The organism is Psychrobacter pulmonis, from assembly GCF_904846465.1.
Taxonomy (GTDB): Bacteria; Pseudomonadota; Gammaproteobacteria; order Pseudomonadales; family Moraxellaceae; genus Psychrobacter; species Psychrobacter faecalis.
Window position 1 is genome coordinate 209771 of sequence record NZ_CAJHAT010000005.1, and the last position, 22752, is coordinate 232522.

General features: G+C 44.4%; 21 protein-coding genes and 2 tRNA genes. 14 read left to right on the top strand and 9 right to left on the bottom strand.

The genetic code is table 11. From position 1 onward, the window contains the following. Nucleotides 1–51 precede the first annotated feature (51 nt). Nucleotides 52–1704: a cardiolipin synthase gene (locus tag JMX70_RS10045; protein WP_201591774.1), complete on the bottom strand. Its 1653-nt coding sequence runs from the start codon at nucleotides 1702–1704 to the stop codon at nucleotides 52–54. Nucleotides 1705–2146: 442 nt separating this feature from the next. Between JMX70_RS10045 and JMX70_RS10050 the strand changes: the two genes are divergently transcribed. After that, nucleotides 2147–2222 (top strand) — tRNA-Val (locus tag JMX70_RS10050). A gap of 51 nt (nucleotides 2223–2273) precedes the next feature. Beyond that, nucleotides 2274–2350 (top strand) — tRNA-Asp (locus JMX70_RS10055). A gap of 149 nt (nucleotides 2351–2499) precedes the next feature. Here the strand turns inward: JMX70_RS10055 and JMX70_RS10060 are convergent. Further along, nucleotides 2500–2937: a CopD family protein gene (locus JMX70_RS10060; RefSeq protein WP_200662411.1), complete on the bottom strand. Its 438-nt coding sequence runs from the start codon at nucleotides 2935–2937 to the stop codon at nucleotides 2500–2502. A 60-nt stretch (nucleotides 2938–2997) separates the two neighbouring features. Here JMX70_RS10060 and JMX70_RS10065 point away from each other — a divergent pair, with 60 nt between their 5' ends. Continuing rightward, on the top strand, nucleotides 2998–3477 hold the full coding sequence (locus tag JMX70_RS10065) for a hemerythrin domain-containing protein (RefSeq protein WP_201591777.1): 480 nt from the start codon (nucleotides 2998–3000) through the stop codon (nucleotides 3475–3477). A 174-nt stretch (nucleotides 3478–3651) separates the two neighbouring features. Here JMX70_RS10065 and orn read toward each other — a convergent pair whose 3' ends face one another. Then, nucleotides 3652–4239 (bottom strand): oligoribonuclease, encoded by a 588-nt coding sequence (orn, locus tag JMX70_RS10070; RefSeq protein WP_102077375.1) that lies wholly within the window; start codon nucleotides 4237–4239, stop codon nucleotides 3652–3654. A 227-nt stretch (nucleotides 4240–4466) separates the two neighbouring features. Here orn and rsgA point away from each other — a divergent pair, with 227 nt between their 5' ends. The 4 genes from rsgA (at nucleotide 4467) to secB (ending at nucleotide 7406) form a co-directional block, all read left to right on the top strand. Next, entirely contained in the window at nucleotides 4467–5570 is a 1104-nt protein-coding gene (gene rsgA / locus JMX70_RS10075) for a ribosome small subunit-dependent GTPase A (RefSeq protein ID WP_201591780.1), read from the top strand. A 164-nt stretch (nucleotides 5571–5734) separates the two neighbouring features. Further along, nucleotides 5735–6190: a rhodanese-like domain-containing protein gene (locus tag JMX70_RS10080; protein WP_144297732.1), complete on the top strand. Its 456-nt coding sequence runs from the start codon at nucleotides 5735–5737 to the stop codon at nucleotides 6188–6190. A gap of 294 nt (nucleotides 6191–6484) precedes the next feature. Next, the gene (gene grxC / locus JMX70_RS10085) at nucleotides 6485–6748 is read left to right on the top strand and encodes a glutaredoxin 3 (RefSeq protein WP_201541272.1); all 264 of its coding nucleotides are present in this window, start codon (nucleotides 6485–6487) and stop codon (nucleotides 6746–6748) included. A 205-nt stretch (nucleotides 6749–6953) separates the two neighbouring features. Further along, nucleotides 6954–7406 carry a protein-export chaperone SecB gene (gene secB / locus JMX70_RS10090; RefSeq protein ID WP_068407439.1) on the top strand — a complete coding sequence of 151 codons (453 nt, stop codon included), beginning with the start codon at nucleotides 6954–6956 and terminating at the stop codon, nucleotides 7404–7406. 204 nt (nucleotides 7407–7610) lie between these two features. Here secB and adk read toward each other — a convergent pair whose 3' ends face one another. The 6 genes from adk to JMX70_RS10120 form a co-directional block, all read right to left on the bottom strand. Continuing rightward, a complete protein-coding gene (gene adk, locus JMX70_RS10095; RefSeq protein WP_068407441.1) occupies nucleotides 7611–8267 on the bottom strand; it encodes an adenylate kinase in 657 nt (218 codons plus the stop codon). Nucleotides 8268–8495: 228 nt separating this feature from the next. Further along, a complete protein-coding gene (gene ccmI / locus JMX70_RS10100) occupies nucleotides 8496–9776 on the bottom strand; it encodes a c-type cytochrome biogenesis protein CcmI (protein WP_201591783.1) in 1281 nt (426 codons plus the stop codon). Continuing rightward, entirely contained in the window at nucleotides 9773–10327 is a 555-nt protein-coding gene (locus tag JMX70_RS10105; protein WP_227671244.1) for a cytochrome c-type biogenesis protein, read from the bottom strand. Before JMX70_RS10105 ends, ccmI begins: the two co-directional genes overlap by 4 nt. Nucleotides 10328–10413: 86 nt before the next feature. Continuing rightward, nucleotides 10414–11064: a DsbE family thiol:disulfide interchange protein gene (locus tag JMX70_RS10110; protein WP_144297736.1), complete on the bottom strand. Its 651-nt coding sequence runs from the start codon at nucleotides 11062–11064 to the stop codon at nucleotides 10414–10416. A 1-nt stretch (nucleotide 11065) separates the two neighbouring features. Continuing rightward, nucleotides 11066–13075 carry a heme lyase CcmF/NrfE family subunit gene (locus JMX70_RS10115; RefSeq protein WP_201591786.1) on the bottom strand — a complete coding sequence of 670 codons (2010 nt, stop codon included), beginning with the start codon at nucleotides 13073–13075 and terminating at the stop codon, nucleotides 11066–11068. Between the two features lie 249 nt (nucleotides 13076–13324). Then, complete coding sequence (locus JMX70_RS10120; RefSeq protein ID WP_193031309.1) at nucleotides 13325–14659, bottom strand: hypothetical protein; 1335 nt, start codon at nucleotides 14657–14659, stop codon at nucleotides 13325–13327. 591 nt (nucleotides 14660–15250) lie between these two features. Between JMX70_RS10120 and mrdA the strand changes: the two genes are divergently transcribed. From mrdA to JMX70_RS10155, 7 genes are all read left to right on the top strand, one after another. Then, nucleotides 15251–17233, top strand: coding sequence for a penicillin-binding protein 2 (gene mrdA, locus JMX70_RS10125; protein WP_201591789.1), 1983 nt, complete (start codon nucleotides 15251–15253; stop codon nucleotides 17231–17233). Between the two features lie 50 nt (nucleotides 17234–17283). Then, on the top strand, nucleotides 17284–17970 hold the full coding sequence (gene rsmD / locus JMX70_RS10130) for a 16S rRNA (guanine(966)-N(2))-methyltransferase RsmD (RefSeq protein WP_201591792.1): 687 nt from the start codon (nucleotides 17284–17286) through the stop codon (nucleotides 17968–17970). 211 nt (nucleotides 17971–18181) lie between these two features. Next, nucleotides 18182–18610, top strand: a complete 429-nt coding sequence (rplM, locus tag JMX70_RS10135) for a 50S ribosomal protein L13 (protein WP_068407459.1) — start codon at nucleotides 18182–18184, stop codon at nucleotides 18608–18610. 10 nt (nucleotides 18611–18620) lie between these two features. Then, nucleotides 18621–19007, top strand: a complete 387-nt coding sequence (rpsI, locus tag JMX70_RS10140; RefSeq protein WP_193031305.1) for a 30S ribosomal protein S9 — start codon at nucleotides 18621–18623, stop codon at nucleotides 19005–19007. 533 nt (nucleotides 19008–19540) lie between these two features. Next, a complete protein-coding gene (locus tag JMX70_RS10145; RefSeq protein ID WP_455233755.1) occupies nucleotides 19541–20527 on the top strand; it encodes an LpxL/LpxP family acyltransferase in 987 nt (328 codons plus the stop codon). Between the two features lie 158 nt (nucleotides 20528–20685). Then, nucleotides 20686–21765, top strand: a complete 1080-nt coding sequence (locus JMX70_RS10150) for a tryptophan--tRNA ligase (protein WP_201591798.1) — start codon at nucleotides 20686–20688, stop codon at nucleotides 21763–21765. A gap of 126 nt (nucleotides 21766–21891) precedes the next feature. Further along, nucleotides 21892–22740 (top strand): segregation and condensation protein A, encoded by an 849-nt coding sequence (locus JMX70_RS10155; protein WP_201591843.1) that lies wholly within the window; start codon nucleotides 21892–21894, stop codon nucleotides 22738–22740. The last annotated feature ends 12 nt before the right edge of the window (nucleotides 22741–22752 follow it).

Here is a 22752-nt window from a genome sequence, read left to right on the forward strand (position 1 = left end):
ATAAGATGGTAATAAAAATAAGTAGTTTACCTTAACCTAAAATCAAAAGCGCTACAATAAAGGACTAAATAAGCGCACTACATTATCAAATAAGCGCTCTGCTCCGTGGCGCTCTTGCCATTCTTCTAAACGTAAAAACCGACAACTCTGCAAGTAAACCTCTTGGCAATCCGCAACCTGAGCGACCATTTCTGGCGTATAAATCGCTAAGCTGACCTCCATATTTAAATAAAAACTGCGCATATCAATATTTACCGTACCAAACAGACAATAATCATCGTCAATAACCACGGTTTTAGCATGCAGCAGTCCACCTTTGAATAAAGCAATGGTTACCCCGGCTTCAAGTAGCTCTTGATAGTACGCTTGCGAGGCGTGTTGCACCAAAAATGAATCTACCTTTTCGGGCACAATAACCGTCACCTCGACCCCTCGTTTGGCCGCGGTGGTCAGCGCCCCTGATAACGCTTCATCGGGGACAAAATACGGCGTGGTAATACGAATACGTTTATTGGCACGATGTATCACCGTCACCAAGGTATTATAAATCACGTGCGCCGTCACTTGCGGCGCCGAAGGTATCAGCTGCGCTAACACATTCTCAACGACTGGCATACGCGGTATCACAATCGATGTCGAGCCAATCTCGGGTAGCTCATCTGTATCGCTAATCTCGTCTAACACTTTAACGCGACTATTGATATCATTAATAGTCGGATTCATGACATAAAGCTTACGCGTATAGTTATTCACGCGGTGATTGAGCGCATCGAGATTGTCTTTATTTTCCGCGCCAATATCGGTGACCACCACTTTTGCCATCGCCGTGGCAATATTTATCGGTTGTTGGCTGACGCTACGTATCGCCACATCAATCCATTGACCGACATTTTTGTTTTGTTTAAAAAACTTTGGATCAACCAAGTTAAAGCTACCGATATAACCGACATGTTCGTCAATGACGATAATCTTGCGATGATTACGCAAATCGGAGCGCTTAAACAAAGTTTTAAATAATCCCACCGGTAGCGACTGGTGTACAAAAACCCCAGCCTCTTCTAACATGCGATGCTGTTTGCTATTAAAAAAACTAAAACTGCCCACACTATCCGCCAAAATATGACACTCGACACCGCGCCGCGCCGCTGCCATCAACGCGTCCATGACGTCGAGTATCTGACCTTTTGGATAAATAATATAAAACTCCATCAGGATAATGCGCTGGGCGGCATGAATGTCTTCAATCAAGCGCCCAAAGATAGCACTCGGCGTGGTCAACAACTGCATTTGATGGTCGGGAAACACTCCAAACCCTGTCCAACGTGTGCCTATTTTACTGACACCGCGATAATTATCGGGTAGCAGCTCTTGTCCTTCATCAAACACCATTTGCTCACGCTTGGCCATATCATTCATCAGTAGCCGCGCCTGATTCATACGCGCACGATAACGCCGCCCAATCATTGGCTCACCCAATAAGATATAAGCGATAAAACCAACCAAAGGCAAAGTATAAAGCACAGCAACCCAAGCAATCGATACCCCAATATTGCGCTGCACCGAGACGATACGCAGGGTCATGACGATCATCAAAATCACGTGCAATATCAGACCCAATCCAGCAAAGTCTCCTACCGACCAGGTAGTAAAGTAGTCTTCAATAGACAGAGCTTCTATATTAAAATTATCTATGCTCAACTCCATGACCCTATATCACTCAAATCATTCATCTATTTATTAGTTATTGGTTATTAGTTATTAGCCCGCTGTTTTATTAAGTAGACGCCCTATAAGTAGACGTCTTGTTCGTTAGATGCAAAAAGCCTTATCAGTATAGTGACTTTTAGCAAGCACGCAATAGCCAGCAATATAGCGGCTATATAGTCTATCATCACCCTACTTACAGCTTAGTTTGAGCGGTAAGTAAGTTTATTAGCCATAATTTTAAAAATACTTAAAATAATATTTGACAGTCATGTGTAAATGTATATAATACACACCCACAGAGCGAGGCTTTAGTTAGTTCTCTTCTGTTGAAAGTTATTTAAAGGGTGACAGCTTTGAATGTTAAAACTTTCAGGAAATCCTATTTAAAGGATTTCCCTTGCGAAGCTAAAATTGCAGTGCAATTTTTTAACGCTTCTCAGGGTGATTAGCTCAGTTGGTAGAGCGTCTGCCTTACACGCAGAATGTCGGCGGTTCGAATCCGTCATCACCCACCACTCATTTAGCGAGTGGGTCTTTTAGAAGACGACATGCTAAAGACGACCTAAGCAGCGGTAGTTCAGTTGGTTAGAATACCGGCCTGTCACGCCGGGGGTCGCGGGTTCGAGTCCCGTCCGCTGCGCCATATTTAAAACTTGGTTTTTAATTACATTATTAAGTACAAAGTTTCAACCTCAAGTATTCATTTACTTGAGGTTTTTTTGTGTTTGTTGATTTGTATTAGCTATTAATTGCTACTTAGTCTATATCATTTTATCTAAGAAAACTTTCTCATTAAAACCCCGTACGGAACAGCGTACCAACCACGACGAACGCCACTGAAAATAACGTCACCAAAATAATATTGATGGCAAACCCATTCAAATTATTAGCGGATAAGCGTGGTATAACCCAAAAGCGCGCATGCATCGCGACTAGTGCCGTCAGTAATAATAAGCTCAGCTTCATACCAATCAAGACACTGATGTCATTATCAAAGGCAAACCACATCTCTATGTTAGGTAATATCTTATATGCCATCCATAATCCAGTAATGATTTGAATGGCTAATGCCGGCATGCCAATCTTTTCAAACTGACCTTCAAATTGTAACAATGCGTCTAAATTACGTGAAGATAGCACTTTTGGCAGCACCACTAATGCTAGTATTAAATGACCACCTGTCCAAATTGCCGCCCCCAGTAAATGCAAAATTAAAAGATAGTTGAACATAAAGTATAACTCCAAATAATGAATCAATCATAACTTCTCGAAGCATTAAGGTATTTAATTATGAAACGCGCCAATCAATTGCAGCCATTGTCACGCCAACACCATCTTGGGCTTAATCTGTCACGCCATGCCAAAGAAAGCTTGGATGAACCCGAAGAGATTGCCAAACATTGGGACAATCTCACTTCTTATATTAATGATATGGCTTACCACTTCCAAATTGAAGACAATTTAATCGCTAATGCCTTAGAGCCGTACCGCGTGACTGAATCCGATGTGGCCTTAGTACTCGATACCCTTGATGGACAGCATAAGCAATTACATCAACTGATAAATACGGTCGAACAATCACAAAAATCTGGCAATAAAGGGGTCAGCGTGGCACAAGTTCATGAGCTTGGCACTCTATTATACGACCATATTCGCTTTGAAGAGCGCGAGTTATACCCGACGGTAGAAAAATATTTAACGGAAGCAGAATTAGATGCGGTTTATGAAGCCAGCTCTGATAGCATTAAGCGGCCTGATGAGGGTCGCTAATATACTATTAAAGGATTATCCCAATAAGAGTTAATTAAAAATATCACTGAAACAAAAAGTCCGCCAAGAAACGAGCCATATCTTGGCATTCGCTTCTTTGACGGACTTTTTATTTGTTCTTAAATGGTTATTTCTAAAGATTGATTTTTAAGGCACCAATCTTTAAACATGACGTTAAGGCATCAACTTAAAGAAATGCTGACGATAATGTTTTAGTTCACGAATAGAATCGCGAATATCATCTAGGGCTAAATGACTGCCGCCTTTTTCGAAATTTCTTAGAATATCTGGACGCCAGCGGAAGCACAGCTCTTTGATCGATGACACATCAAGGTTGCGATAATGGAAGAAGCGCTCAAGCTCGGGCATTTGGCGGGCTAAAAAGCGGCGATCTTGGCAGATTGAGTTACCACACATCGGCGACTTGCCACTATCGACCCATTTATTCAAAAACTTAATGGTTTCCGCTTCTGCTTCCGCCAAGGTCACCGTACTACGGCGCACACGGTCCACCAAGCCTGACTGCCCATGCTGCTTGGTATTCCAGTCATCCATTTTATTTAATATTTGATCGGATACCTTGATTGCGAAAACAGGTCCTTCGGCAAGGACGTTTAAATCCTCATCGGTCACCACGGTCGCAATCTCAATAATCTCATCATTTAAGGTATCAAGTCCGGTCATTTCTAGGTCAATCCACACCAACCCTTTTTTACCTTGGTTTTTGATTTTAATTTTATTGGGATGGTCGTCGGTACTCATAAAATATCCTATGGTCAATAAACTTTGGCACAGCTTGTGAGCCTTGTTAATCAATTAAACTGACTCTAAATAGTCAGGCTAAAATCATATGCTTTGCACTTGGTTGGCTATAATGCCTAATAAAACGAAAACATTACAAAACCACTATCTGCTAGCGGCGCTTTAGGCTGTATGTTAGCAAATTTTCACGCTACACTTAGCAATATTTTTCTAATAGGTCACAACCCATGGCATTAATCCGGCAACGCAAACTGACTAAACAACAGATTCGTCGCATCGACAAACAACAGCTCGATAGCCAAGACAGCATCGATGACAGTTTGATGGATGGCGTGGTCATGGCGCATTATGGTAAGCAGCTAGAAGTACAAGTGACCAGCTTGCCGGCAGTAATTCCTGTGCAGCCGGAGATTGCGCCCGATGACCCTGAGCCATTTTGGCAGGAATTAACGTTAGGCGATATTTGGCGCTGTCATGTGCGTACCAATCTACCTATGCTAGCAGCGGGCGACCAAGTACGCTGGACTGCCGATCCTAATACCGGCTTTGGACGTATCGAATCAGTCAAGCCTCGCACCTCGCTCGTTTCGCGTCCTGACCGTTATCATAAGCTCAAACCCGTCGCTGCTAATGTTGATATTTTGGCCATTGTATTTGCGCCCTTGCCTGCCGCTGCGCCGACATTGATTGATCGCTATTTGGTCGTTTGTCATCATGCGGGCGTAAAGCCATTATTGGTACTTAATAAAGCTGATCTACTGGCCCAAGAAAACGGCGTCGATACCAGTGAATTATTGGCACAATACGCGGCGCTTGGTTACGAGAGCGTACTGACCTCGGTTGCGTGCCCTGAAAACATCGCTAATAGCGATGAGCAAATAGGGCTTGATGAGCTAAAGCGCTACATCGATAAGAAACTGGTCATTTTTGCTGGTCAATCAGGCGTCGGTAAAAGCAGCTTAATCAATGCCTTGCTGCCAGAGTCAGGACAAGTGGTAAATGTCATCTCTGAAAACTCAAAGCTCGGTCAACATACCACCACCACCAGTCGCTTATTGCCATTTAATCCAGATGATTTAACCCAAGGCGGCATTGTCGACACCCCTGGTATTCGTGAGTACGGTATTTGGCATCTCACCCCTGATGATATTATCTCAGGCTTTATCGAGCTTGCACCGCTGGCAGGTGATTGCCAGTTCCGCGATTGTCGCCATACCCATAACAGTAAAGGCTGCGCCTTATGGCAAGCGGTTGCGGACGGCGAAGTGTTGCAGCGCCGTGTTGAAAACCTTGTGACGTTAACAGAAGAGGCGGATACTAAGCCTTATTAGCAGATATGTCTAAAGGTTACTGATAAAGGAACGACGAAATAAAGTAACGACCAAGTCATCGCCCGTTTACTATAGATGACCTTATCGGTATAATAGCGCCTTGTTCACCATCGTTGGGCTGTTATCTCAGTTTGACCGAACACTTATATTTTTGGAGGTATGGTTTGGATCGTGCGCTGGAATTTGTGGGCAACCACCCGTTTTTATTTGGTATATTAGCCGTGCTTGCCGTGCTATTTTTTGCCATTGAAAATAAACGTAGTGGCAGAAAAATATCGCCCAACACTTTGGGTATGATGGTCAACTCGCAAAATGCGCAGCTCATCGATATTCGCGCCAAAAAGAAATTTGAAACTGGTTATATCCAAGGCAGCCGCAACATACCTTTTACTGAGCTTAAAGACCGAATTGAAGAAATTCGTGCGATTGAGCAGCCAGTCATCATCGTCTGTGATATGGGCATCCAAGCAGGTGCTGCGGTACAAATGATTGGTAAAGACAATGTCTATCGCCTAGATGGCGGAATCGGCGGCTGGCAAGGCGCTGGTATGCCATTGGTTGGCATAAAAGATACTAAATCTAAAAACAAAGGTAAAGCCAAGCCAAGTTTGCATAAGTAAGACAAATCCTATTAGCTGGTCTTATTAACCAGCAGTACCAATCAAAAAGACACCTTTTTATCAGGTGTCTTTTTTTATACGCTAACTATGCTACCGTCAGCACTTTTTAACCAACACTGCTTGAATTTGCCATAGCCATCCCCACTTTATACGGAGGAGCAGCAAATATAGGGGTTATTTACGTATTGATAACGGATTATATTAATGACTACCCTATAATTTTTTTATCTTACTATTTATCCTATTACTTATAACAAAATTGCTCCCCCATAAATTTATAAATAAGGAATGACCATGACTGTACCTGTGCAAGTTTATACCACTCCAATGTGCCCATACTGCTCAAACGCTAAGCAACTATTACAATCTAAAGGCGTTGATTACGAAGAAATCGGCATGCATGACATCAGCCGCGAAGAGCGCCAAGCTTTGATGCAAAAGACCAACAACTATCGCACTGTACCGCAAATTTTTATTGGTGACACCTTTGTCGGTGGTTTCGACGAGCTTAACCAAATGAACCAACAAGGCAAACTTGACGAGCTATTAGCCGGTTAATTTGCTATTGTCCTTTTCTGTCTATTTTTATTGGTGTAAAAATAGACAGCGTTAAGAATAAAGCTTTGTGATAAAAAACATTTAAAAAAACTGCGTAAAAGACCTTGAGATAAATCTCAAACCTTAGTTTGCATTTATATTACAATGATATGTTGTTACAATGACAATCTGCCCTATTATTTGATTAACTTTTAGAGGAATGACCATGGCTGAAGAGCAAGCACAACCACAATTGGCACTAGAACGCATTTATGTAAAAGACATGTCACTTGAAGTCCCAGGCGCCGCTGTATTTACTAAAGAGTGGAACCCTGAGCTTGATATCAATCTATCGAGCAACGCTGAAAAGCTTGATGACGATCATTATCAAGTGGTATTAACGGTCAGTGTCAACGCTAAAAACGCTGAAGAAGCGGCATTTATCGCTGAAGTGCATCAAGCGGGCATTTTCTTATTAAAAGACATCCCAGAAGATCAAATCGGTCAAATCTTGGGTGCTTACTGCCCGAACGTATTGTTCCCGTATGCGCGCGAAGTGATCAGCGACATCGTAACGCGTGGTAGCTTCCCGCAGTTATTGCTTGCACCAGTCAACTTTGACCAAGCATATGCGCAAAGCCAACAGCAAGCGCAAGTTGATGCCCAAGGTAACGCGTAACTTTTTGCTAAAGCATTAGCTAAGCTGCATTTAAACAATAGTAGCTAAAAGCCGTTTACTGAATTTAAGTAAGCGGCTTTTTTATTGGTACTGGTTAGCATTTATTTTTAAGCATTAAAAAACCCTGCTGCTTGTGATTACAAGTAGCAGGGTTTTGAATATGACTGTTAATCAACAAGTCCTATCAGCAATTCTAAAAAAGCATTAGCCTTTTAGCGCAGATAAAATTTGCTGTTTAACATCATCAATGCCTTGGGTGCCATCGAATTTGTCATATTTAGGGGCATCACCGCCCTCAGCTGCTTTTTCTTGATAGTAACCAACCAAAGCAGAGGTCTGCTGTTGATAGGTCGCTAAACGATCACGAATGGTCGCTTCTTTATCGTCTTCACGCTGAATCAACGGCTCGCCCGTCACATCGTCGATACCTTCGACCTTAGGTGGATTGTGGTCGATATGATAAACACGCCCAGAACCAGCATGCTGACGACGGCCTGATAGGCGCTTAACGATTTCATCATCAGGCACGCTGATTTCAATCACATGGTCAATCGCTACGTTGGCATCAGCAAGCGCTTGGGCTTGTGGAATGGTACGCGGAAAACCATCTAAAATACAGCCGTTGACACAATCAGGCTTGGCGATGCGTTCTTGCACGAGGTTAATGATAAGATCATCAGAAACCAAACCACCAGCGTTCATCACATCTTTTGCTTGTTTGCCAAGTTCCGTACCTTCTTTGATGGCGGCACGTAGCATATCACCTGTTGAGATTTGCGGGATATCATACTCTTTAGAGATGAACTGGGCTTGGGTACCTTTACCGGCGCCTGGTGGACCTAGCAAAATAATACGCATCATTATACGACTCTCCTTAATAGATAGGATTTTGGGACTAATAAAACTTAGGGATTGGTGGGTTGCAGAGCTTACCTTACCTTGTGGCTTTCAAAAGCTCAAGTATTTTTAGTCTTGATGCGGCAAGTTACGATGACTTATCTGTTCATGAGATAAGATTGTGCGGGTTGTGCGCCGCCAAAAGTATGACGGCGCACATTTACTAAGTATTCAGTTTTTACAATATATCTATCAAGGAACTTGTTGATTAATCGCCACATTGACCTGATTTTGGTCGGCGCTAATGACAATAGGATTACCGGTTAAATCACCGGATTCAGCATCGGCGGTGCCGCTATGGCTAATACGCGCAATGACAGCAAGCTGGACTTTATCGCCTCGAGCAGACGCAAGCGTACGTTCAGGCATCATGGCGTCTAAATCACTTAGACTAATAGTCGCCTCTCCTTGTTTAATGACGCTAATCGGTAAACGCTTGGCAGCGAACGGTGGCCCACCTTTGACATCACGAATAGCGACAAACAACACATCGTCTGCTTTTACTAATGGTAGTAAACTTGCATTAATAGAGACGGTGACCTCAACGCCCTCAGATGCCTGCTGCTGCTGCGCGCTGACGTTGGCACTCAATTCATCAAGGCTTGCCAGCGCCTGGCTATGGTCGCCCGGTTTGGCGGCAATACTGGCGCGCAAACGCTTAATCCAGCCTTGTGCCTGCTCAAAGTTATTGCCACGCGCCTCGCCCATTGCCATCAGCATTTGAGCGCCTTCGTGCTTTGGATTTTTTGCTAGTACGTCTTGTAAGACGCGGCGGCTATTGGCATCGAGCTGGCCTTTATTGGCAAAAAAGCTGATTTGCGCATAAGTGGTGGCAATCTCTTCATTGCCTGGCGACAAACGATAAGCACGCGATAAAGCTTCAAGCGCTGAGTCGGTTGCTTCTAATGATAAAAACAGCTCAGACAGACGCATCCAGCGATCAGGATCATCAGCATGACGATAGACGTTGGTCTGCATAGCACTAATTAGCTGCGTACCATCTTCAATCGCCCAAGCAGGCGGCTGATCGATTTTACCAGTCAATAAGTCATCTGCCACTTGTCCGACTTTATCTTCAGCTGCCCATAAGTCAAATACTGACGTACGGTCACTGATTAAGAAATAGGCCAATCCTGCCAATACCGGCACCCATATCATGATAATCAAACGACTTTTGAAACTTGGCGCTACCATGGGCGTGACTGTGCGCTGCGCGTCCAGTAATTGGCGCTCAAGCTCGAGCTTTTGATTGCGGTAATGGACGTCATCAATGATGCCGCTGTCTTTATCGGTTTGCAGCTCTGTTAGACGCTCACGGAATACGGCAACGTTGATGTCTAGCAGTTGGTTGTCAACGGGCTTGTCGCGCAAGCGTGACGCGCGCAGCCATGGCATGATAGCGATAACCGCCAGTAGCAGCGCAATAAATAAGCTTAGGGCAATAAATAAGCCAAAAGTAGAAAATAGGGTCATTTTTTGTCCTCTGTACTGGTGATAACAGCTTCGCTTTTAGCATTGCTATTGCTATTGCTATTGCTACGAGACAATAAACGATCAAGCTCCGCTTTTTCTGCCGCCGATAACGCTGCGGCGCTGTCTACATTAACCGCACTTTCACCGCGCGCCACGCGCTGACTACGTTTACTTTGCCAAAACCAGCCAATGATTAGCACAATCAATAATAATGGCGGAAAAAACCACAGTATCCAGGTCGATGGGCGCACAGGCGGCTTGTAAGTAATAAAGTCGCCATAACGCTCTTGCATATATGCGCGTATTTCCGCATCACTACGACCCTCTTTAATCATGTCGTACGTTTTTTGCTTTAAATCTTGCGCAATGGGCGCATCAGAACCTGCTAAATTTTGGTTCTGGCATTTTGGGCAACGCAGCTCCTCGATAAGTCCGCGATACTGTGCTTCTTGTTGCGGCGAATCAAAGTCATAAACATCGATTGCGGCATGCGCACTGAAACTGAGGATAAAACTCAGCAAGCACGCAAGCATTAAGCTGGCTAACTTTATTATAAAATTTGCTGGTTTTATGCTTTGTGCTGACAGGCTTTTTGATGACATGTTTTTTGATGAATGTGCCTTTAAAGATATGGCTTTCATTTACACACCTCCTGAACCTGACTAGGATCGGGACTGACATTTTTCTTATCCGCTTCATTGAGCACCATCAGACAGGGCATGATGCGGCTTTGCCAGTTGCTTTCATTAATCTCACCAACAATATGCTGACGAATAATACCTTGCCCATCAACCACAAAGGTTTCAGGCGCGCCAGTTAAGCCTAAATCTAAAGCAAACTGCCCAGATAAATCCTGAATAGACATGGAGAATGGGTCGCCGCCACGATTTAAATATCCTAGCGCATCACCGATGTCATCTTTGTAATTAACACCAACCAAATTGACTCCGCGCTCTTCTAATTGCATTAAAAAAGGATGCTCAACGATACAAGTTGGACACCACGAGCCCCAAATATTCATCAAAAATGGTTGTTCGGGCAAATTGTCATTGGTCATCATACGGCTTGTATCGGATAATAATGGCAGCTCGAATGTCGGTACCGGCCGCTCAAGCGCAGTATTGGTGACGATATCCGTCGGCTGACCCAAACGCAGGTACAGCATAATAATAAAACCAACAAACACAATCAGCGGAATCAAAAACCATATCTTTATTTGGCTTTTTTTCATAGTTTTAGTCTTTTTATCTGCAGGCGCTTTTTGGGAAGAATTATTTGACTGACTCATGTTACTTCTCCCCTACGTGAGCTTCGGTAATAAATCCTGCTTTGTTGGCTGCCGTTTGCGTTGATGCCTTAGCCTTTTTAAAACGATAACGGCTATCAAGCATACTTAGCAGACCGCCTAAGGCCATGATAATCGCCCCAAGCCATATCCAGCGCACCAGCGGCTTGACATAAATACGTACCGCCCACTTATTACTGTCTTCTGCGATAGGCTCGCCCAGCGCTACATAGACATCACGCATGAGACTGGCATCAATTGCCGCCTCGGTCATTGGCATACCACTAATAATATAAGTACGTTTCTCCGGATACAAAGTTGTCACCGCGCGACCCTCTTTGGTCACCTCAACCTGTGCTTGCATACCATCAAAGTTACTGCCCCTGACTTCATGGAAATCTTTGACCTCAAAGTCGTAGCCTTGTACGTGCATAGTTTCATTTTCACCCAATGCCACATCGCGCTCGACACTCAAGGTGCTGGTAAACGCCACCCCGATGACGGCGACGATTACGCCAATATGAGCAGTTTGCTGCCCCCAGTAGCTCAAACGTAGCTGACGTAGTCCTTTAAAGAAACTTGGGGCGTTTTTGGTTTTGTCTTTAAAATCGACTGCCATCCAAAGTAAGACCCAAAAGCTAACCGCCAGCGTCACGCCAATATTTAACATATCAGACGGGCTAACAAAGTAGGCAATAATCGCTGCTAATAATAAACTGCTGAACGCAATGACCATACCGGCGCCTAAGAGCGGACGGCTGTCTTGTTTCCAGCGAATATTAGAGCCCATACCCATAGCGATTAACAACAGCCATGTCAAAGGCACAAACAGCGCATTGAAGTATGGAGGCCCTACAGATACCTGACCGAGACTAAAGGCATCAGCGATAATAGGATAAAGTGTACCGAGCAATACCACGAGCGTTGCAATCAAGATAATAGCGTTATTAATGACTAAGAAAGACTCGCGCGAAACCAGCTGATACTGACTCTCAACCGTCAAACGCCAACCACGGACAGCGAACATCAGCAGACCGCCACCAACGATGATACCAAGAATGATTAGGATAATCAGACCACGGGTTGGATCGGCTGCGAACGAGTGTACAGAGGTGATTACCCCAGAGCGTACTAAGAAAGTACCGAGCAGACTGAGTGCAAAAGCAAAAATTGCCAGCATAATGGTCCAAGCTTTAAACACACCACGCTTTTCGGTGACTGCTAAAGAATGTATCAATGCGGTCCCAGCAAGCCATGGCATCAATGACGCGTTCTCTACTGGATCCCAAAACCACCAACCGCCCCAGCCAAGCTCATAATAAGCCCACCAAGAACCAAGGGCGATACCAACAGTCAAAAAGCCCCACGCCGCCAGTGCCCATGGACGCGACCAGCGGGTCCAGACAGCGTCCAAACGTCCTTCCCATAATGCCGCCATACAAAACGCAAATGGCACGGCCATACCCACATAGCCCATATACAGCATTGGTGGGTGGACAACCAAACCAAAATCCTGTAGCAGAGGGTTTAAATCGGCGCCATCGACGGGTAAATTTGGTAAAGTGCGATCAAACGGTGATGAGGTAAAGATTAACATCGCCAGCATCATCACCTGCACGCCAGCCAATATCACCAGTACGCGGGCGCGCATGGTCAATGGCAAGCCACGGCTAAAGTAAGAGACCAAGGCACACCAAGTGGCCATAATGGTCATCCATAGTAGCAGCGAACCTTCATGCCCGCCCCACGTCGCCGACAATTTATAATACCAAGGCAACAAGGTATTAGAGTGCTGGGTGACATAAACCAAGCTAAAATCATTAAAATAAAAGCCTGCCATCAATGACCCAAACGAGACAATCATGGCCGCAAACTGCGCCCACGCTAAACTCGGTGCAAGGCGCTGCCAGGCAACGTGGTCGTTCATGACACCAATGGTTGGTAATACTACCTGCAAAATCGCCAACACAAAGGCGGCCAGCAAGGCAAAATAACCCAATTCTGTGATTAACATACGGTCTAACCTTGTTTACCTTAATACGGTCATTGTTTATTTTAGAAAGCAGTATTTTTAATGCGTCTGAGAATAGTCAATAGTCGTTACTTCTAGACATTACGCCGTCATTGTCATGCTTTTTTCTGCATCTGTATCTATCAGCTATTGCAGCTTAGAAGACTTACAGCATGGTACATTAGCGTCAACTTGTCACGTTTCTGTATCCACTCTGTAGGTAATGTGTGTAAAGAACATAAAAACCCTTTCTCACTGCATGGCAGGGAAAAACACCAAGACCAAATGCAACCAACCTGCCAAGAAACCTGTCAAACCACCAAGGATAATTAGCGTCATCTCATCTTCGCGAAAAGCGGGACGCAATAGGTTTTGAAACTCATCAGGGGATAGCGCGCGAATACGATCACGAAACAGCCCAAATATTTTACTGGCACGGCTTTCATTAAGTTCAGGGTCTCGCAGTGGCACCATAGTCGCGACGATGGATTTGTCGATAATGGTATTTTTCAATTGCCCAAACTCGCGGCGACCCAATCCAACCCGCAATGTGGTACTAATGACCGGCGATTCTAACACTTTATACAAGTGCGATTTCATCAACTCACGCGTTTCGGCGGCGCGGTCACCATACATCATCTCATTCATGATGTTTTCTAAAGTGACCAAATCTTTGACCACAATCTCAGCAAAAACTTCAGATACTTCCTCTTGGCGCTTCATAAAGCCGCCTTGGAAACGGTACTGCGCGATATGCGGTAGTTGCGGCTTAATAAATGGGAAACGGTTTTGTAGCGCAAAAAACTTCACATACGGAATAAAACGTGGCTCAACGGGGTTAAACACCATCCAAATCGCAATCCAGTTGGTCAAAAACCCCCAAATAGCGGCAAAAAACGGTACCGTCCAATGCTGCGGTACCACCAAAAATATAAACATTTGGATAATACCGAATACAAGGCCAATCAAAGCACTGATATGCCAGATAAAATCAATCTCTTTTTGCCCAACTTTTAAAAACATATTGACCATCAAACGCCGGTCGCTTTCCATTTTATTGACAATCATTTTGCGCATATCGACCAAATCTTCGACGTGATAGGTCAAATCGGTCACCAAGGATTGCATGATATTTGGCAACTCTTGATGCGCTTGGGCATAGACGCGGCGCTTTAATGCATAAGGCAGATTGCCCCACAGCGCTGGCGAATGGTCAAGCATAATCTCATCAATCAAACTCTCAAGGTTTTCATCGACCGTATCGGTGATAAATACCGCCATCTGTTCTGGCTCCATCGCCTGAAAAAACTCATCGAGCGAACCCAGCTTTGAGAGCGTCTGATCAACAATCACGCCCGATATCTTGCCTGCTTTACGTGGCACGATCCCTTGCCAACCCAATCCCGGCAAACCAAAGAATGGAAAGTTTGGAATCCTAATACCCCAAAATTTAATCGGATAAAATAGCATCTTGAGTGCCATCCACACATGTATCCAAGTGACAAATGCAGTCACTGGTGGAATGGTCAACATAGCAAAAAACTCGGGGTGTTCCGCTATCGTCTGCCACAATGAATTTGCATCCATGACTCTAATTATCCTTGAGGTGATGATGGTCGTTGTTAAGCAAATATCCTTAGTCGATTAAGAACGCTCAATAAAAACGCTCTGTCCTCAATAACCACTGAATTAAATAACGCTATAGATGCGATAAGTGGCTAAAATAAATCGCCTGATTTTAGCATACTTGTTATTTATTAGCACATATCAAGCCTTGGCAAGTTGTGACTAGCGATGACACGTTTTGCGCCCTACTCACCACCCTAAACCTTTACTATCATTTAATGATGTTAAAAACACCTAAAGAACAATGACGATCATGGCAATAACGATCCTCACAAAATAGACGACTGCCTACTGCGCGCAAGTGTTTGTTCTGTTATAATTTACGGTTGCTTAATGCTACTGGCTAGCTGGCGATGGTAAGTAAATTTTTTGACCTTTTATCGATAAATAACCCCGCTATGTTATTGAAATACTTTGTCTTATCCTTTATGCTCACCCCGCTTTAGATAAACGAGCAAACGGCTTTATCTCTCTTTGCTTTATTTATCTGTGCTTAATCAATCATCACTTTATCAACGACCATTTTACTGATCGTCTGGGTACTGACTTTATATGAACAAACCGCTCGCGTCCGATACTGAACAGGTCAATCGTATTTTTACCAGCCGCATTATTATCCTTGGGCTGTTCATGTTTGTGGGCTTGTTGGGTTTGATCGCGCGGTACGGTTATCTGCAAGTGTATGCTCATGATAAGTACACTACCCAAGCCGATAACAATCGCATCAAGCTCATCTCTGCGCCGCCCAGTCGCGGTTATATTTACGACCGTAACGGCATTATTCTCGCTGATAATCAGCCGGTATTTACCGCTATGCTCAGCCCGGACGAAGTCGAAGACCCAGAGCGCACGCTAAATCTGCTCGCGCCCATTTTTGATCTTACCGAAAAAGACATTACCGATATTTTGGCCCGCGTTAGCAAAACCAAAAATGACCCAGTGACAATCAAAATTGATTTGACCGAAGCGCAATTGGCGCAGTTTAGTGAACGTCAGCCTTTTTTTCGTGGCATCAGTATTCAGAGTAAACTCACGCGCTCGTACCCTTACGATGAGCTATTTGCCCATGTGATTGGCTATGTCGGACGTATTAACGATAAAGAATCCAAGCAAATTAATAAGGATCGCTACGCGGGTACTGACCTTATCGGTAAAATTGGTATCGAAGACTACTATGAAGACATATTGCTGGGACAACCAGGGTATCAGTCAGTGGAAACAGACGCTCATGGCAATATTTTACGTCAATTGGATACCAAGGCACCGATAGCTGGTAACGACCTTACCTTGAGCCTAGATTATGGCTTGCAGACTGTGGCACAGCAGCAGCTAGATGGTCGCCGCGGTGCCATTGTCGCTATTGACCCCAATACTGGAGATGTACTAGCGTTTGTGAGCAACCCAAGCTATGACCCTAATCCTTTTATTTCTGGTATCTCATTTAAGGACTATGGCAATCTACGTGACGATCTAGATCAGCCGCTTTATAACCGTGCACTGCAAGGCATGTATCCGCCGGCTTCTACTATCAAACCTTTTGAAGGTTTAGGGGCACTGCATTACGGCCTACGTGAGTGGGAAACCTCAATTTATGATCCTGGTTATTTTAGTCTGCCAGGTGACAGTCATCGTTTCCGTGACTGGAAACGTGGGGGTCACGGCACGGTAGATTTAAAGAAATCCATCATGATGTCGGTAGATACCTATTATTATAAGTTGGCGTATGAGATGGGGATTCAGCGCCTTCATGACTGGATGGTGCGCTTTGGTTTTGGTGAGCAGACCGGTATTGACTTACCCAATGAAAAATCAGGCGTTATGCCGTCACCAAAATGGAAAAAAGACACCTATGATAAAGGTTGGTTACCAGGTGAAACCATCTCTGTCAGTATCGGCCAAGGGTATTTTTTAGCCACGCCATTACAGATTGCCAATGCCACCGCCATGACCGCCAACAAGGGTTATCACATCACCCCGCATTTATTAAAAAGCAGCGATGGCGCGGCGGCCGTTAACGTGATTAGCAAGCCTGATGGCAAAATTGACTACAATGGTAAACCGTCAGATTGGACGCGTATGCACGATGCGATGGAACAAACGGTTAAGGCAGGTACAGCGCGTGGCATTTATACACCGCGCTATCGCATCGCTGGTAAAACCGGAACGGCGCAGGTCAAATCTATCGCTCAAGGTAAAAGCTATAATAAAGCGGCACTCGATAAACGTCACTGGGATCATGCTTGGTTTAATGGTTTCGCGCCTGTAGAAGAGCCAGAAATCGCCCTTTCAGTACTGGTCGAAAATGGCGGCGGCGGTAGTGCCGTTGCAGCGCCTATTGGTCGCGCCTTATTTGATTATTGGATGCTACAGCGTAAAACCGACCCTATTTTGCCGCCAACCGCCGATGAGCTAAGGGCCATCAAACGCCAAAAGGCTTTTGAAAAGGCCATGCGCGACGCCTTACGTGATAAAGAGCAAGCGCTAGCGGAAAAAGCCGAGGCGCAAGCTGCCGAGAACGCAGCCACATCTGAATAAAATATATAAAACGAAATGCACCGAATAAAAAGCTGTAGATAAGAGACACTATGAAGAAACTCTCAAATGGTCGCGAACAAAAGAAAAATCATAAAGCAAAAAACGCAGTAGCGGGCGACGTACGTATCATCGGCGGGCAGTATAAACGCCGTATCGTCAGCTTTATCGATGCCGAAGGTTTGCGCCCGACTCCTGACCGCCTGCGCGAGACCTTGTTTAATTGGTTGATTGCCGATATTCATGACGCCAAAGTACTTGATAGCTGCGCTGGTAGCGGCGTTTTAGGCTTTGAAGCCTTATCACGTGGCGCGGCTCATACAACCTTTATTGAAGTAAGTTCAGCGCAAGTCATTATGCTGCGCCAAAGCGCCGAGCAATTACGCTTAGATGCCAGTAACTATCAGATTATTCAAGGCACCGCCGAGCAGGTACTGACGCAAAACCAAACGATACAGCGGCATTTTGATATCGTCTTTATCGACCCGCCGTATGCGCAAGATTTATGGCAGCCGATTTTGACAGCACTTATTAAACAGTCTTTAATCAATACAGAAACGCTGATTTATTTAGAGGCGGATAAAGATTTAACCCTGCAACTGGACCAATTGGTAGCAAGTATCAACGAAAGCGCTGAGCCGCCAGCAGATATAGCGCAAAGCCTAATACGTTTTGAATGCCTAAAACAGACCAAAGTTGGGCAAGTTGTCGCTGGACTTTATCAGCTTTCAGCGTCATAATTGTCAGGTTAATAAAAGCCATTAACAAATTTTGAAAATGTTTAAAACCGCTAAAAAACTGGCCAACGCTGCAGTTTAATGTATATAAGGCGAAAATAAACCCCAATGCAGCTTGCAAGCGTAGGCGCTACTGCTTATAATGTGCAGTCTGTTTTTTGAGAGCCCCGTTCCCAGCTAAACTCTCAACGAATTCTAATTTTAAGGTTTTATCATGAAAACACTTAGTGCAAAACCAGCTGAAGTGACCCATGACTGGTATGTCGTAGATGCTGACGGCAAAACCCTTGGTCGCTTAGCTACTGAAATCGCTAGTCGCTTACGTGGCAAGCACAAGACTTGTTACACGCCGCACGTAGATACTGGTGATTTTATCGTTGTTATCAACGCAGAAAAAATCGCGGTAACGGGCAAAAAAGCGCAAGACAAAAAGTACTATCGTCACAGTGGTTACCCAGGTGGTATTAAAGAAACCAACTTCACCAAGCTGATTGCACATAAGCCTGAAGATGTTCTACATAAAGCGGTTAAGGGTATGCTTCCAAAAGGTCCTCTTGGCTACGCGATGATCAAAAAGCTGAAACTATATGCGGGTACAGAACATCCACATGAAGCTCAGCAACCTAAAGAACTAGACATCTAAGGATATACTTATGGAACGCAATTACGGAACTGGTCGTCGCAAAACTTCTACCGCTCGTGTCTTTTTAGCGAAAGGTACTGGTGCTATTGTTGTTAACGGCAAACCACTTGATGAGTACTTCAGCCGCGAAACATCGCGCATGGTTGTTCGTCAGCCTTTAGAACTACTTGAATCACCTACTGCTTATGACCTATACATCACTGTAAAAGGTGGCGGTATCAGTGGTCAAGCGGGCGCAATCCGTCACGGCATCACGCGTGCATTGATTGAGCTTGACGAAGCCAACAAACCTGCTCTAAAAGCAGCTGGCTTTGTTACTCGTGACTCACGTCAAGTTGAACGTAAGAAATTGGGTCTACGTAAAGCACGTAAACGTCCACAATTCTCAAAACGTTAATCAAAGCTATCTCTTCCCTTTTTACCACTGCCTTCTTTTTCTCAGAGTCGCTGCAGCAGTATTAAGCAAAAGAGTAGATTTGCAAAACCTTATAAGCTGGTCTCAGTTTATAAGGTTTTTTTATGGCTATTTTTTAGCGCTGCTGTTTTAACTCTATAGTGAGTGAAAAGTAATATCAATACATCACGCACTGCTGATATCAATTTTTCTTGCTTGCTGTGCCTGCGCAGACAGAGGCTACAAAAAATTGATATCAGCAGTACCGTAGTGTTTTTAGGATATTTTGACTATATTGTTTAAATGCCTAATAGTTTAAAAGTCCTTAGCTCTCGTTGGCGTTAGTTTATTAAAACTTGCTTGCAAACTTGGACGCGCTCCCCCATCATCATAATAACTTTTATTACACTGTGCTCATTATGAAAGCCCCCGAACAATACGATCCTAGTAACCCATCAAAAACGGATATGCCGCCGCCTACAGGTAGGCATAATAAACAGAGTGAAATGGCTAAGTCGCCCGCTATTCCTGCTGGCATGCCTACAATTACGCAAACCCATAAGCAAACGGCGCAAGCAGAAAAGAAACCCTTTCAGTGGCAATTTTTATTACCAAAGTATTGGGGTATCTGGCTGTTATTAGCGATTTTCTTGCCGATGATATATTTACCGCTGCGTTGGCAGTTTTGGTTGGGTCGTAAACTGGGTATTTCAATCTATAAACTAGCCGGCTCGCGCAGACGTGATACCTTAATTAATTTAAGATTGGCTTTTCCAGAAAAGCCTGAAGCTGAGCGCGAGTTGATGGCAAAGCAAGTGTTTGTCAATCAAGGTATTGGGGTGTTTGAAACCTTATGTGCATGGTATCGTCCTAATATTTTTACCCGTACGGTTTCTATCTCGGGCTTACAGCACCTAGTGAATGCCCAAAACCAAGGTCGTCCAGTGATTTTACTTGGTGCGCATTATACAATGCTCGATCTTGGCGGCATGCTCTGTACGCAGTTTTTTGCCACCGATTGTATGTACCGCCCGCAAAACAATCCGCTTCTTGATTGGTTCATTTATAACGGACGTACTAAGATTTTTGGCAAGCAGATTTCTAGCCGTGACATGCGTAGCCTTGTTAATTCTATTAAAGCTAAGCACGTGATTTGGTATTCACCTGACCAAGATTATGGTTTAAAACAAGGTGTCATGGCGCCGTTCTTTGGTGTGCCCGCTGCTACTATTACCGCATCTCGGCGGATGGCAAAATTGGGTGACAAGCAAAACCCACCCGCACTCATGGCGCTGCATACTTATCGGCAAACACCTGATAACCTGCCCAAAGGCAAACGTCCGCATTATCATCTGACCATCACACCAGAGCTAGACAATTATCCAAGCGATGATGAGGTTGCCGACGCGACCCGCGTTAATGAAGTGCTAGAAGGTTTGATTCGTATCGATCCCACCCAATGGATGTGGTTCCATCGTCGCTTTAAAAACGGCCCTAACGGACGTACCGATATTTATAAGTAGGTTTTGATTCCCCAAAAAATAGCTGCGAAATTTGCTATACTTTGCAGCTGGTATTTTATCAGCCCTATTACTTACCTCGATAACTTATTAATAACTCACTCATATCAATAACTCATCTGCATAAATAACGATGTGAGAAATAAAATAACGGATTTTTCATGAGTACTCAAACTGACGCAGCTGTAGACAGTTCTAAACAAGAAAGCAAACGTATCCTAACCGGCATCAAACCGACGGGCATTCCTCATTTAGGTAATTACGTTGGTGCTATTCGCCCAGCCATTCAGTCCATTCAAAATAGCGATGATGAGGCGTTTTTCTTTTTAGCAGATTATCATGGCATTATCGGCTGTTATGACCCTGCTGTCATTCATGAATCGACCAAAATCATTGCCGCGACTTGGATTGCTTGCGGTCTTGACCCTGAACGTGTGACCTTTTATCGTCAGTCAGATGTGCCAGAGATTCCAGAGCTGGCGTGGATTTTAAATTGCTCATGCGCCAAAGGGCTGATGAACCGCGCGCACGCTTATAAGGCGGCAGTCGATATCAATACCGAAAAAGCCGACGTTGATCCAGATCAAGGTATTAATATGGGTCTATTTGGCTATCCAGTGCTGATGGCGGCCGATATCTTGATGTTCAATGCGACTCATGTACCCGTCGGTCGTGACCAAGTACAGCATATCGAGATGGCACGTGATATCGCTGGTACATTTAACCATCGTTATAAACCTCTCTTTACCCTACCGTCAGCAGTTGTTGATGAAGATATCCCGCTGCTCACTGGGCTTGATGGCCGAAAAATGAGTAAGAGCTATGGCAACACCATTCCTCTATTCGGTGAGCCTAATCCGCAAGTCAGTCCTGAAAAGCAAATGCATAAAGCCATCATGAAAATTGTCACCAACTCACAACTGCCTGCTGAACCGAAAGACCCTGATGATTCTGCACTCTTTGAGATTTATAAAGCCTTTGCAACGCCTGCGGAGATTGCTGATATGCGTGATCAATATGCAGCTGGTATTGGCTGGGGCGATGCCAAGCAAGCATTGTTTGATAAAATCAATAGCGAGATTGCCCCATTCCGTGCTCGTTATGAGGAACTGATGGCCAATCCAAAAGAGCTAGAAGAAATCTTACAAATGGGCGCAGAAAAAGCCCGTCGCCATAGCCGTAAACAGCTCGATAAGACGCGCCGCGCTATTGGTATTCGCCCCCTTGCTAAGCTTAAGTAAGTCTTTGATTGCTTTTACTCACAGTAATCAGGGCGGATGCTAAAGGTGCAGACAGTATTGATAAATAAAACAGCGGCTTTACCAAAAGCCGCGTTTTCCGTAAGCCTGCATAAAAACGCTAAGTTTATGGATAACAATGGCAAACATCGTATTTCAATCAATAATGATATGGCGCTGCGTATTTATCAGACGCCAGTGCAGCATCTACCAGAAGATCTCTATGTACCACCGCAAGCCTTTGCCATTTGGCTTGAGCAATTTGCAGGTCCGTTAGACTTTTTATTATATCTGGTCAAAAAGAACAATGTCGATCTCACCCAAATGCCGATATTGCCGATTACTGAGCAGTATTTGGCTTATATTAGTGAGCTAGATACCGAGCATTTTGAATTGGCCGGTGACTATCTGCTGATGGCGTCGACCTTGATTGCCATTAAAACCGAGCTGCTACTACCAAGGCCTGAAACGCCAAGCGATGAGCGCGACCCAAAAGCTGAGCTGATTGAACGCCTTGAAGAATATGCGCAAATCAAAGTGGCCAGTCAACGTTTGGACAATCTGGTACGTCTCGAGCGCGATGTATTTTTGGCGCTGGTCAGTGTGCCAAGTCAAGACGTTATGAATGCCGAACTGCCCAATTATTCGCCAAACCTTTTGATTGATAGCTTATTTAAAATGCAGCTACAGCCAGATTATCAAATGCATAATATCAAAGTTGATGCAGTGCCCCTTTCTGATCGTATCGCCAGTATTAGCAGACAGCTAAGCACGGATGGTGCGCGCTCGTTTTATGAACTACTGGATAAATCCCAAGGTAAGATAGGCGTTGTAGTCAGTTTTGTCGCGGTACTTGAGCTGATGAAACGGCAGTTGGTTGGTGTCGTGAATAATAACCCAGAAAGCCAATCAGCTGCCCATAATGAAACCGCAGCAGACCGACATATAGGACAATTAACGTTACAGTGGCTAGCTTAATGGTTTTAACAG

What these genes read in the sequence shown, in the direction of transcription:
- JMX70_RS10045 (WP_201591774.1), bottom strand. Translation starts at nt 1,704, where the DNA reads ATGGAGTTGAGCATAGATAATTTTAATATAGAAGCTCTGTCTATTGAA.
- JMX70_RS10060 (WP_200662411.1), bottom strand. Translation starts at nt 2,937, where the DNA reads ATGTTCAACTATCTTTTAATTTTGCATTTACTGGGGGCGGCAATTTGG.
- JMX70_RS10065 (WP_201591777.1), top strand. Translation starts at nt 2,998, where the DNA reads ATGAAACGCGCCAATCAATTGCAGCCATTGTCACGCCAACACCATCTT.
- orn (WP_102077375.1), bottom strand. Translation starts at nt 4,239, where the DNA reads ATGAGTACCGACGACCATCCCAATAAAATTAAAATCAAAAACCAAGGT.
- rsgA (WP_201591780.1), top strand. Translation starts at nt 4,467, where the DNA reads ATGGCATTAATCCGGCAACGCAAACTGACTAAACAACAGATTCGTCGC.
- grxC (WP_201541272.1), top strand. Translation starts at nt 6,485, where the DNA reads ATGACTGTACCTGTGCAAGTTTATACCACTCCAATGTGCCCATACTGC.
- secB (WP_068407439.1), top strand. Translation starts at nt 6,954, where the DNA reads ATGGCTGAAGAGCAAGCACAACCACAATTGGCACTAGAACGCATTTAT.
- adk (WP_068407441.1), bottom strand. Translation starts at nt 8,267, where the DNA reads ATGATGCGTATTATTTTGCTAGGTCCACCAGGCGCCGGTAAAGGTACC.
- ccmI (WP_201591783.1), bottom strand. Translation starts at nt 9,776, where the DNA reads ATGACCCTATTTTCTACTTTTGGCTTATTTATTGCCCTAAGCTTATTT.
- JMX70_RS10110 (WP_144297736.1), bottom strand. Translation starts at nt 11,064, where the DNA reads ATGAGTCAGTCAAATAATTCTTCCCAAAAAGCGCCTGCAGATAAAAAG.
- JMX70_RS10115 (WP_201591786.1), bottom strand. Translation starts at nt 13,075, where the DNA reads ATGTTAATCACAGAATTGGGTTATTTTGCCTTGCTGGCCGCCTTTGTG.
- JMX70_RS10120 (WP_193031309.1), bottom strand. Translation starts at nt 14,659, where the DNA reads ATGGATGCAAATTCATTGTGGCAGACGATAGCGGAACACCCCGAGTTT.
- mrdA (WP_201591789.1), top strand. Translation starts at nt 15,251, where the DNA reads ATGAACAAACCGCTCGCGTCCGATACTGAACAGGTCAATCGTATTTTT.
- rsmD (WP_201591792.1), top strand. Translation starts at nt 17,284, where the DNA reads ATGAAGAAACTCTCAAATGGTCGCGAACAAAAGAAAAATCATAAAGCA.
- rplM (WP_068407459.1), top strand. Translation starts at nt 18,182, where the DNA reads ATGAAAACACTTAGTGCAAAACCAGCTGAAGTGACCCATGACTGGTAT.
- rpsI (WP_193031305.1), top strand. Translation starts at nt 18,621, where the DNA reads ATGGAACGCAATTACGGAACTGGTCGTCGCAAAACTTCTACCGCTCGT.
- JMX70_RS10145 (WP_455233755.1), top strand. Translation starts at nt 19,541, where the DNA reads ATGCCTACAATTACGCAAACCCATAAGCAAACGGCGCAAGCAGAAAAG.
- JMX70_RS10150 (WP_201591798.1), top strand. Translation starts at nt 20,686, where the DNA reads ATGAGTACTCAAACTGACGCAGCTGTAGACAGTTCTAAACAAGAAAGC.
- JMX70_RS10155 (WP_201591843.1), top strand. Translation starts at nt 21,892, where the DNA reads ATGGATAACAATGGCAAACATCGTATTTCAATCAATAATGATATGGCG.